This window comes from Pseudoalteromonas sp. TB64 (genome assembly GCF_000498095.1).
Taxonomy (GTDB): Bacteria; Pseudomonadota; Gammaproteobacteria; order Enterobacterales; family Alteromonadaceae; genus Pseudoalteromonas.
On sequence record NZ_AUTQ01000274.1, the window covers coordinates 1 to 12,060 of the forward strand.

Consider the following 12,060-nt stretch of genomic DNA (forward strand, 5'->3'; position numbering starts at 1 on the left):
ACGAAATGGTTGGCTACGACTGTGGCAGCAATGGAGAATGTAGTTACTCAACTGGCGTTACTCCAGGGGAATTTGATGCCTTTGATGGTACGTCTAATGCGGTATACAGCCGTTTTAATCCGTATGACATGGAGCACAATCACTTAGGTAGTTTAGTGCTTCGTAAAAACAAATTAGCGGATACAAACAAGTCGCTTTTTGTTGATTTTGACTATGCGCTTGATGGCGACTTTATTAGATCGCTTGAATTTGGAGTTAAGTGGTCAAATCGTAAAAAAGATGTCTCTATTCAAAATAGAGCAACCACAAATGGCAGTGATTTAATAGATTTAGAAGACCCTGATCAAGCGTTTGAAGTACGTGGGCTTGGTACAATTCGCTTAGCCGATATAGTAGCTGATAGTGCCTATCCTTACGATAATTTTGGTGAAGATATTCAATCAGATCGCTCTGCACAGTTTTTTAATGGCTGGCCGTTACTTGATGCCGAAAAAGCGCTTGAAATTGTTTCAGGTAAAGATGCAGGCGAAGTAGGTATACGCGAAACCATTACAGGCAGTCGTAATATTGAAACCGAAACAAAAGCCGCTTATTTTAAAGCAAACTTTGAGCTGATGGATGGCAAGCTAACAGGTAACTTAGGCCTTAGGTATGTAAAAGATGACACAACAGCAACAGGCGTAGGCGGTATTAACTATACGCGTTTTCCACAAATGGTTGATGCGTATAATTTGTTAGTTGAGCGTGGTTTAGCAAATACAAATTTAGATGCCTGCCCAGCAGCTGTTATGGGGGTATCTGACACGGGGCAGCCTGATCATCGTTACACACCAGCAAACGATGCTGAGCTACAAAATTGTTGGGCATGGCAAATCACTCATGCGTATAACCGCTCAAATCCAGCTACTTTCCCTGTTGATCCGCAAACGGGTCAATTTGTAATTCCCGGGGCTGATGGCAACACAGGATTGGGTGTAAATCAGCAAGTGTTTGTAGATGAAAATGGCAACATTATAGCTAACAATGCATTGCCTTCTTTAATTTACGACAGCAACGGAAATTTAGTTCCAACGTCAGCTAATGCATGGGCACACTTTGCAAGTAACGGACAAATTTGGCCATTTTTAGACAGAACAACTTCATTTACAGGAACACAAGGTAGCGGACGTGAAGTACAAGACCGCGTTGCATGGGTAACTAAAAAAGGCGGACATGACGCTTATTTACCTAGTTTAAACTTAAATTATGCAGTTAACGACGAAATGATTGCACGTTTTGCTGTTAGTAGAACAATGACGCGCCCTCGTTTTGATTCATTAAACCCACGTACACAAATTTTTGAGCAACAATGGGACTCTGCTAATGGCTCAGCAGGTAATGCAAATTTAAAACCGCTTAAATCAACCAATCTCGACTTGTCTTATGAGTGGTACTTTAGCGATTCAGGTTTACTTTCAGCTGCGTTCTTTTACAAAGATATGAAAGACTTTGAAGAAACGGTGGTTGTTCCGTATCACTACAAAGATGTTAGGACCGAATACGATTTACAAACAGCCGATTTATTACTTGATTACGATGAGAATAGAGCACCAGGTGGCGAAGAAGATTGTATGCCACTTAGGCAAGTCGCGGGCTTTTTTGACCAATGGCGCATTGAATGTGACGTTGTAAACGTAACCACAGTAACCAATGGTAAAGGCGCCGATATTAAAGGTGTTGAACTAGGTTACAACCAAAATTATGACTTTTTACCAAGTTATTGGGGTGGCTTAGGTTTAAACATGAACTATACCTACCAAGATTCAGAATCTGATCGTCAGCAGGTAGGTAATACCGATATATTTTTAAAACCACTACCACAACCTTTCACTCCAAAGCATTCCCTAAATACAACACTGTATTGGGAACAAAAAGGGATTCAATTACGTTTAGCGAGTCGCTACACCGGGGATCAATTAGTTAACCGAGGTTTAGTTGGCGGCGCTACATGGCAAGAGGCAACCCATCGTTTGGACTTTAGCTCAAGTTATAAAATTAATAAAAACTTTAGCTTAACTTTTCAGGCACTTAACTTAACTGATGAAACTAACCGAATTTATTACACCAGTTCATTTAGTCGTAATGCGTTTGAAGCTAACTCGCAAGAGGTTGTGCTTGATGAAGGTAATGCAATTGAAGATGGCAGTGTAACTACTTCGCGTACAGCATCAGTTTGGAAAACAGGTCGTCAGTTCCGTGTTGGTCTTCGCGGTACCTTTTAATTGAGAAACTATTAGCAGCGGGCCACGTTAGGCGCGCTGCCTTACAAAATTTGGAGAGTAAGATGAAACATAACTTACTAATAAAAACAGCAATTAGCAGTGTTATATTTTCAGTATTAACAGGGTGCGGCGGAACGGATGAAGGTTATGATCCGCAGTTTAAATCTGATTTAGCACTTGTAATCGATACCGCAGTGATCACGAGCACATTAATTGAAGAGTCCGGAGTTCAAGAAATTGATTTACTGCAAGGCGTAACAATCGACGGTAAACCAGCCTCTGAGTCAGGTGCAACCATAAACGTAAGTGAGTTAGAGTTTGTGGTTAATAATAATTTCACTACCCCACAAACAAGTGCTAATACTATTGCATCACACCGAATTTCACCTTTCACGCAATCAAGTGATAGCACTAAATTAGTTGTAAATACCGATGCGTTTTCGGCGGCATTAAGACAATGCGACCAAACCGATATAAGAGGCGCTTTAGATGGCGATGGTAACCCTATTGCTGATGGTAACTTAGACTTTCCGAGCCAAGTTATTTATAACATTACATATTCTATCAATAATGGTGCAGCTATTGCTGCGGGCGGCGCACTGCCTACACGTACATTACAATTAACTGTCAATGCGATTGATGATGTTGTAACTGAGGTAAATGTATCGCCGATTGAAATCCCTGCTGGTGGTCAAGCAAGTGTATTCGCATCAGCGATACCAAGTTACGCGTGTAACCCCGCACTTATTTATTCAATTGCAGATGAAGATATTGCAACCATTGATGAAAATGGCCTTATTAGCGCTAAAAATACCGGTGAAACGACTATTACAGCCACAAGTGTTGATAACCCCGAAGCTTCAGCAAGCGCCACACTTACAGTGACAGGTGCTTTTAGTCTTGCAATAACAAACGACGATAAAAACGAGTTAGGCGCTTCTTCAGGTAACAAGGACGTTCCAATCTGTGTGGCCAGTGGTGTAGAAGTACAGCCGGCTTTACTAAACGCAGAGTTAAGCGGCGAATATACTTTTGATTGGACACTTAACGATGAAGTTTCATTTACGAAAAGCTTAACCGCAAAAAGCGGCTTTGGAGAAGTACTTGCCGTTAAAGCACCTACAACAATAGACAGCCCAAATACGGTAACGGTTGAGCTTATTGATGGCGATACAGCAAGTACACCTTTATCACTTATTTCGCAAAAAAGTATTACGGTTAATACCGTTAATAACCAAATGTGTGAGCCGGGTGTGTCTGAACACGAAGCAGGCTTTAACACCGACTTTAACCTCAATGGTGAAGGCGCACCTTATAAAGGCAATGCCACTTATAGCGTATCGGCAACCTCTGTGTCGGGTAATGGTCGATCGCTTGAAATTACAGCGGGTACTGCTACTCAAGGTGAAGCGAATACACCGTACTCTTTTGCAACTCAGCAAGTTTGGAATAAACAACGCAACTGGTATAGCGCCAACTATGGGCGTGGTGCTGAGTCTGTTGGTAAAACATACCGTTATGCCGTGTGGGTTAAGTTAAATCAAGTGCCTGTTGAACCCGTTACGTTACGCCATGTGGTTGTACCGTGGGTTTATGACGGCATACCTGAGGATGCAAATGGATTTACAGGTCGTTACTCAGAAGCCGGCTTATTTAGCGCAGCACTCGCAGCTACTACGCAGTGGCAATACATCGAGTTTGTAGAGGATTCAACTAATCAACGGGACTGGGCTATTCCAGCTACATGGAGCTCAATTACCGATGTGTTTACCCTTTGGGAAGTGTATGGACTGCCAACGGGTGATTCAATCTTGATTGACGATTACGCAGTTACACGTACCGATATTATAAGTGAATAACAGCTTGACCAAATATTAGTTATTGCTGTTATTACTATTTATTCAGTAATGGCTATTTTAGCAACGATGTGCCGATTGAGGCACATAACTCACACGTTAAATAGGATTACCTATGAAATTCACACACACACAAAAGAAGAAAGTTACGTTTTGCACTCTTTTACTAAGTGCATCAATTAGTTCAGCTTACGCAGACTCAATTGGTAATAAAGCAGGGTATTTTACAAATACTATTACTAATACCGTAGAAGCGACAATCACTAATACGGGACAATGTGGTACTAGCAATAGTGCATCTACTCCAGGTCAATGTACTAATAAAATTATAAATGCACTCAATGCTGCATCAGCGGTTAGTGGTGTAGTAGTTATTAAAAAAGGTACTTATACTTTAAATCGCATTGTTATGCCCTCTAATGTTCGCCTTGAAATAGAACCCGATACTATTTTAAAAATGAATCAAAATATTTTGTTTGATTTTGGTAAAAGTGGCGGCAATGGAGCAAAAGCAGAAAATATTGAAATAACCACAACGGGTGCAAAAACAAATGCGACCCGAAATGACCGTTTTATTATTGATGTAAATACTAATACTATTTTTCAGGATAAACGGATGGTGAGAGTTGGTTATGCCGAAAATTTCTCTATTTCTCGTCTACATCAAAAAGATAACTTCTCGCAAACACCCAATATATTTTTAGTCGCAGATGATAATGGCCAACCAGGTGTTAAAACTGACGCTGGTGGTACTAATATAAATCGCAATGTTGTATTTAACTCAAGTTATGCTCGCATACCTAAAAAAGGTTATTTAGCTGACATCAGTGGAGAAAAAATAGCAACAGGGTATGCCGTTATTCAACCTTTTAGTGGCGAAGATTTATACTTTAAAAATATAAGCGGTGAGCGTGGTATTACAGTGCGCATAGAGCCTGGCAGTGGTTTAGTAACAGATCGCTTAAACCGAGCTGGTCCACGTATCGGTGCATACAGAAACATTATATTAGAAGATATTAGTAATACAGGTGGGTTTGCAGCCATATTTTTAAAACCGCATACAAAAATAAACGAAAACATAGAAATTAAAGGCACAACTGAAGGTAAAAATAGCACTTTTGTTATTTGGGCTGACTCAGGCAGTGCGCCGGTATGGGCTGATACGGACGACATAGGTTTTACGCGTGGATATTTTACTGACACTAAAATAGGCGGCACGGTAAAGCACATTGTTAGTAATAAAAACTTTAAGTCAGATATCACTAAAGCTGGTAGTTACTTTTTACCGCGAGAGGGTATTCGTGATACTGCATCAAATGGCTCTAACGGTAATTTTCAGTTGTTTAAATTGCCTCGCGATGGTTCAGGCGCTCGTTGGTTAGGTCAACCCATAGCACCAATTGCAGTAGTGTCTTCATATTCTCAAAGTGATGTAGGGAATGACTTAGTTAAGCGTTACGACAACCCTTTACTTACTGTTGATGGTGATATTGAAGCCCCAGCTCAAGCATCTGGACAAGATTTAGATGAAGGTAGCAATAACACACTAAGAAAGCGTTATAGAAAGTTTGGCGGTCGATACAACATTAAAATTAATGCTGCTATACAAGCTGACGCTACACTTGATTATTCATTATTAGGACTTAATGCAGGTGATATTACGCGTAATCGATCGACTATTTATCGCGAAAATGCCATTGATGGAACTAATCAAAATGGTGGCAGTATTAAAAGCGCCACCGATTTTATTACCAAATAACTGCGCCGTTTAATTTTAATCCCATAGTTAGTTTAGCTATGGGATTTTTGTTTTGAACTCGTAATTAGGGCGTGTTGATCTTTGGTGGGTGAATTTGCAGCAGACTGTTTGGTTTTTAGGCAAGGCAGAGTCTATGCAGTGTGGTTATTCCCCATAAATAGGCGATAACGCAGCATAAAGACCAAACATGCGCTGCCCTTTGGGTTCTTTCTAGGGACGATTAACTCTTTGTTGCTCGGTTTTTACTTAGCCCACTAGGTTACAAACCTCGCGCCGCGATTTAATCGCCCCTAGATTGAACAAATTTCAATCCACAAAGATCAACATGCCCTAAATATTCCCTAACATTAATTTTAAAATCTGATTTATAGGATGCAAAATTTTATATGAATACTTTACACATTAAAAAGCCAGCAATAAGTGTAATTGCTCTTAGTATGTTGATGTTTTTTGGTAGTAAGAGCGCTTCGGCTAATGAGTTACTACTGCCACTAACGGATCCCCAAAATGAAGGCGAGTGGGTTTTAAACACTCAAGTAAGTGATGAATTTGAAGCCAGTAGTATCGATGAAGAACGTTGGTACATTGTGGGTAAAATAGAAAACGGTAAACCTATTTATAAGCATCCAGATAATCCAAATAAAAAAGTATGGAAAGGCCGCGCACCTTCGCAATTTTCGGGTAATAACTACCGACTAGAAAATGGCAAACTAAAGCTAGAAACACGGTGGGAACCCGACTTTCCTTTTGAAGAAAAAATACATAAACCCGTGTTTGGCGATGCACTTAAATACGAAAACCTGACAACGGCATGCTTTATTGGCAGAAAGTCTTTTCAGTACGGATACATAGAAATTAAAAGCAAAGCCGCTGATGCGCAAGTGAGCAGTGCATTTTGGTCGATGGGCGAAAAGTTAGAAGTTGATTTTTTTGAATTATTTGGCGATTCGCTCGACCCTAAAAAAGATCACATAGACAGTGAATTATGGTGGTCAATCCGCGATTGGAATAAAAAGGTAATGGGCAAGCCCACTTACACAGAACGAAAAGACTTAGGTTTTAGAGTAGCCGATGACTTTCATGTGTATGGAATTGATTGGAGCGCCCAAGGAATTAAATACTATGTTGACGGTAAATTATTTAGCGAAGTATCTGCAGAACAAGCTGATGCCTGGGCAAAAGAGCATCGCGGGGTTGATAAAGGTTACGTAGCCACNTGGCTTGATCAGGAGACTTTTCCTTGGCATGGCGTACCAAAAAGTAAAGAAGAGCTTGAACGTAATAGCCCTGAGGGCAAAAAAGATGATGGTGTGGTCGACTTTGAAATTGAATACATCCGTGTGTGGCAACAAAAACCATTACAGTCAGTTAAGTAAGGAGTGGGTTAAATGAAAAAAAATAGTAAGCCAGCAAACACGTTATTTTGTTTATCACTGATCGCTACAAGTGTTCTGCTTTATGGATGTAACACCACTCAAAGGGCAAGCAATGAAACGCTAAGCGACAACAGCAGTAATAAATTAATGTTTAGCGAATCGCACAATATCATACCTTTTGAGCCACTATCGCGTCGTAAATGGGACAGTGCGTTGATTGCAGACTTTGATAAAGACGGCTATCAAGATGTATTAATTACTGAGCATACCCACGCAGTAAAAATTTTTTGGAATAACAAAAACAATACCTTTTCAGCACCACAGATAATTATTAAAGGCGACACACACGGCGTGGCTGTTGCTGACTATGACTTAGATGGTCGTATGGATTTAATAATAGCCCAAGGCGGTGGTGGAGGCCTAAAACCGCGTTTACCTGTATCGTTTCAAATAAATCATGACCGTACTGTTGAAGGTGGAGAAACATTTGATGATTTTGAACGTACACGCGGACGTGCGGTTAAATTAATTGATGGTAATAACAGTGGCACTTTAGATTTAATGCTCTCTGCTTTTCCACTTAAAAAGCAAAAAAAGGGAGCTAATCATATATATAAAAACGAAGGGCATAATCAATTTAAGTTTGTCGATTACTTACCTACTGCAAAATGGCTTGGATATAAAGCCTTAGTTAGTGATTTTGATAATGACGGGCACAATGATTTATTTTTTTACGGTGGAGATGACATTGTTGCAGCGCAGAGTAAATCTGATTTAGGTTATAAAAATAAAAGTAAGGCTGTACTAGGAAATAATCGCAATATTAGCCATGTAAGCAGCATGACCGAAATCGACTTTGATAATGACGGTGACTTTGATTTATTTTTAACCCGCGCTAAACACCAATTTGAACAACACACTTTTTATGACGCTCAATCTCAAAATTTTGCTTTTTTTACTCGTAACGAAGCATTTAAATTTGAAGATTTTAAAATCGAAGGCAATTTTGAAATAGAAAACCTCCAAATGGCTTACCCCCATTTTAATGTGTTTATTGGCAAAAATAGTGCGCCTTTAACACTCGAAGGGCATGGCGGTAGTGAACGTACGGTACAGGTAACAAAAGAGCAAGCTGCTGGCTGGCCTAAAAAACTACATAAAAAAGGTTTATACATAGGTTACTTAGGTAACGATACTTGGCGCGTAGCGGGGGATACTAAATCGCCTACAGCGGGTGTTATTAAAAGAGTGACTAATTCACCCAAAGTAAAAGGGCTTGAGCCATTACCAGCGGTATTATTAGAAAACCAGCAAGGTAAATTTGTTGATGCAACAGCCAAACTCAATATTAATCTTAGCGAACCCACAACCAGTGCTGTAGCCGGGGATTTTAACAACGATGGTTGGAGTGACTTATTTGTATTACGTTATGGCAATCCGGCAAAAGCTAACGAGCAGCTACTGTATTTAAATCAGCAAGGTAAAGGTTTTGAGACTTTACAAGACCATGGTGTTATTTCAACTGAGCTTGGAGCAACAGGGGGTAGCGCACAGGCCTTTGATTACGATAATGACGGCGACCTTGACTTAATTTATTCAAACGAGCGCGGCCGTTGGCATTTATTTACCAACAACACAGCTTTAAACGCGCAGCATAATTTTTTAGTCACTAATATTGGTTACTCACCTAACGCTGGTGTGTCGGCATTGGGAGCTACTGCGACTATAAAAGCGTGTGGGCAAACTTATAAACGCGTTGTAGGCGCAACAGGTGCTGGCTTTTCACAAAGCGAAAACAGCAAGCTACACGTTGGTTTAGGTACGTGTACAAAGATAAATAATGTATCGGTTCGTTGGAGTAATAATGAACATGTAGATATTAGCAATGCGGTAATAAATGATGCTAACGGGCAGTTAGTTGGTAGAAAAGAGCCATTGTAAGTAATTTAAATAATAAAATGCAGATAGAAAAATAGCGCTTAATTAGCGCTATTTTTTTATATTCAGTTTTCGTTATGTATTAAAAGCTATATTGAACGCTTGCCCCCACATAACGACTCCAGTCACGAGGGTAGAATGCTTCCCCAAAACCTTCAGAGTTTATACGTTGGCGAGTAGTGTACGACTTATCAAATAAGTTTTTAATGAATACACTAAACTGTAAGTTATCTTTGCTTACGCTTAAGTAACCATCCCAAATGCTTGACGATGGGTTAGCTGATTCGCCAAAGGCAAGTTCGTTAATTGATTGTGTATGGCTGCCNCCAGCCTGTATCAGCAATTTGTGTATTATATGAAATAGTACTTAAAAATTGTTGCTCAGCATTATTAGGGAAAGATAAACCCGTTTGATCAAAGCTCTGACGGCCTGTTGAATCAGTTGTACAACGAGAAGCAAGTAAACCACCATCACCAGCAGGACAGTTTATAGGTGTATCAGCAAAGTCCTCGTAGCGAGCATCAAAATAAGCGTAGTTAAACGACCACTTTAATTTATCTGATATTTTAACCACTACATCGGCTTCAATACCGGTTGAACGTGCTTGTGCTGCGTTTACATAGCCTGCAAAAATAATGTTATTTTCTTCATCTATTACACGGCTGGCACGTACTTGATAATCGTCAACTCTCATATCAAAGTACGTAAAGTTAAACAGTAAATCGTTATCAAAATAAGCTGAACGCAGACCTACTTCAAAGTTTGAAGAGTTTTCAGGATCGGTAGGGAAGTTGTCTGCATCGGCAGGATCGGTATTTGTTGTTACAAAGTAAGATGCCCCTTTATAGCCGGTAGAATAATTCACATAACCGCGAATATCATCAGTAAAGTCATAACCTACAACCGCTTTGTATATAAATGCGGTGTCTGAGTTATCAAATTTAGTTGGCGCGTCTTGGCGTAAAATAAGCGATGGATCTGTTTGAGCAAGTTCTAATACTTCATTGAATGTTTCCATTCCAACACCTGTAGAAGGTGTTGCCAAATCTGTACGTGCAAAGGTTGCATCACTTTTTTCGTGTAATAATCTAAAACCAAAAGTAGCATCTAATTGCTCAGTTATTTGGTATTCAAGTTGTCCAAAAATAGCGACGTTTTCAAAACCAGTTGTAAAATCACCACTATTTAGTAAGCGAGAAGGTGTTAGTAATGAGCGGTCGTCATCGCCAGTAGTTGCATAGTTAGCTAAAAAAGCATCGGTAGATTGCTTTGAATAACACCCTGTTAATTCGCCGCCTTCAATAAAGCCACGGTTACCTGCAATACAACCGTCACGTATTTCAGAGCGCTGACCGTCGGTATCATGGTAAAAAAGACCTAATACCCAATCAAATTTTTCATTATTAAATGACGAAATACGAAACTCTTGTTGAAGAACATCAACCGATTCGTTACCACCAAAAGCGGTTCGCTCTACAGGAAAATTAATAGTAAAAAATGCTGAACTGTTATATAAATCAAAATCTCTGTAGCTACCATTATAGCTAAGTGTAATTTCATCATTTAGGTAGTAATCAGCCGATATTGAAAAGCCAAAATTTTCTGTTCTACCAAAGTTACCTTCTGCATTACGTGATGTAACCGGGCCGCCGGCTTCTTCAAAAGTAGACTCAGGATTTACACGGTTATAGGTTGTGCCTTCAATAGTGCCATCGTCTTTTACATTAACGATTGGACGAGGGCCAAAATCTGGGTTTATTCCACCTAAACGAGTAAGAGAACAACAATTTGTGTCTGTCTCTGAATATTCTAAGCGAAATAGTACGTTTAGCTCTTCACCGTTGTCGTACAAAAGTTGGCCGCGACCAGCTTTCGTTGTTTTTGCGCCAATAGTGTAATCTTCTTCACCAGGCATGGTGTTTTTTATCCAACCATCAATATCACTGTATTGTGCGTTAAATCGAGCTGCCCAGTTTTCGTTAAGTGGTACATTTACGGTGCCGCTAAAATCAGTGCCATCAAACTCAGTAACTTGTGCTCTAACCGTGCCTGAAACTCGGTCATCTAGTTGCGGCTTTTTAGTTACATAATGCAATAGGCCTGTTGATGTGTTTTGGCCAAATAAAGTCCCTTGTGGGCCGCGCATTGCTTCTACACGCTGTACATCTGAAATAGGTAAGTTAAGCATTGATTGGCGAGGTAATACTTCACCATCTATAACGACTAGGTTTGAAGACTGTAAGCCAATTGAATTTGTAAAAGTGCCTATACCACGTGTTTTTAATGTTGTAGTTCGTATTTCACTGCTGTCATCAATGCCAAAACCAGGTAAGTAGGTGACTAGATCAAACCCATTATCTATACCAATTTCTTGAATTAAATCACCGCTTAGCACTTCGATTGAAGAGGGAACTTCTTTTAATGCTTGATCGCGTTTTTGTGCGCTCACTAAAATAACTTCAAAATCGTCTGAATTGCTTTTAGCTTGTTTTGCGGTTGTTTCTTCTTGTGCATATGCAGTGTGTGTGAAAGCTGATAAAGAACAACATGCAAGTAATATTGCTGTATGCAATTTACTGTGTTTAAGCATTTTAACCACTCCGTTTCTTCATAATTACTGTGTGTGCAGATAATGCAACGGCAGTATCTGTTATTTAGAATCAGGCTAATTAAACAGCGACTCTTAATTGCGATAAAGCTATAAGCAATCAAGAAGTGTAAATAATCACGAATGATTCATTCTAACAATTTAAACATATGATGTTTGCAAGTGCAATATGTTGATTACTTGTTTATTAAATGTTGCTTGTGATATTGAGGTTATAACCTTGTATTACCGTTTAAGTAACACAAGATTATTAAGTTAAGT

The 12,060-nt window shown here is 39.6% G+C and carries 6 protein-coding genes; 5 read left to right on the forward strand and 1 reads right to left on the reverse strand.

Annotated features, from left to right (window positions below; translation table 11 throughout):
- The 5 genes from L647_RS0122955 to L647_RS0122975 all read left to right on the forward strand — a co-directional run.
- On the forward strand, window positions 1–2,261 hold a 2,261-nt coding region (locus tag L647_RS0122955; RefSeq protein WP_024613066.1), incomplete at its 5' end, for a TonB-dependent receptor.
- A gap of 62 nt (window positions 2,262–2,323) precedes the next feature.
- Window positions 2,324–4,120 carry an Ig-like domain-containing protein gene (locus L647_RS0122960; RefSeq protein WP_024594192.1) on the forward strand — a complete coding sequence of 599 codons (1,797 nt, stop codon included), beginning with the start codon at window positions 2,324–2,326 and terminating at the stop codon, window positions 4,118–4,120.
- Between the two features lie 112 nt (window positions 4,121–4,232).
- Entirely contained in the window at window positions 4,233–5,876 is a 1,644-nt protein-coding gene (locus tag L647_RS0122965; protein WP_024594191.1) for a hypothetical protein, read from the forward strand.
- 386 nt (window positions 5,877–6,262) lie between these two features.
- Window positions 6,263–7,252: a family 16 glycosylhydrolase gene (locus L647_RS0122970; RefSeq protein ID WP_029880596.1), complete on the forward strand. Its 990-nt coding sequence runs from the start codon at window positions 6,263–6,265 to the stop codon at window positions 7,250–7,252.
- Window positions 7,253–7,264: 12 nt separating this feature from the next.
- Entirely contained in the window at window positions 7,265–9,193 is a 1,929-nt protein-coding gene (locus L647_RS0122975) for a CRTAC1 family protein (RefSeq protein WP_024594190.1), read from the forward strand.
- Between the two features lie 299 nt (window positions 9,194–9,492).
- Here the strand turns inward: L647_RS0122975 and L647_RS0122985 are convergent, their stop codons facing one another.
- The gene (locus L647_RS0122985; RefSeq protein ID WP_024613069.1) at window positions 9,493–11,781 is read right to left on the reverse strand and encodes a TonB-dependent receptor; all 2,289 of its coding nucleotides are present in this window, start codon (window positions 11,779–11,781) and stop codon (window positions 9,493–9,495) included.
- Between the last annotated feature and the right edge of the window lie 279 nt (window positions 11,782–12,060).

Excerpts from the sequence above, each read along its gene's own strand:
- L647_RS0122960 (WP_024594192.1), top strand. The coding sequence starts at position 2,324 with ATGAAACATAACTTACTAATAAAAACAGCAATTAGCAGTGTTATATTT.
- L647_RS0122965 (WP_024594191.1), top strand. The coding sequence starts at position 4,233 with ATGAAATTCACACACACACAAAAGAAGAAAGTTACGTTTTGCACTCTT.
- L647_RS0122975 (WP_024594190.1), top strand. The coding sequence starts at position 7,265 with ATGAAAAAAAATAGTAAGCCAGCAAACACGTTATTTTGTTTATCACTG.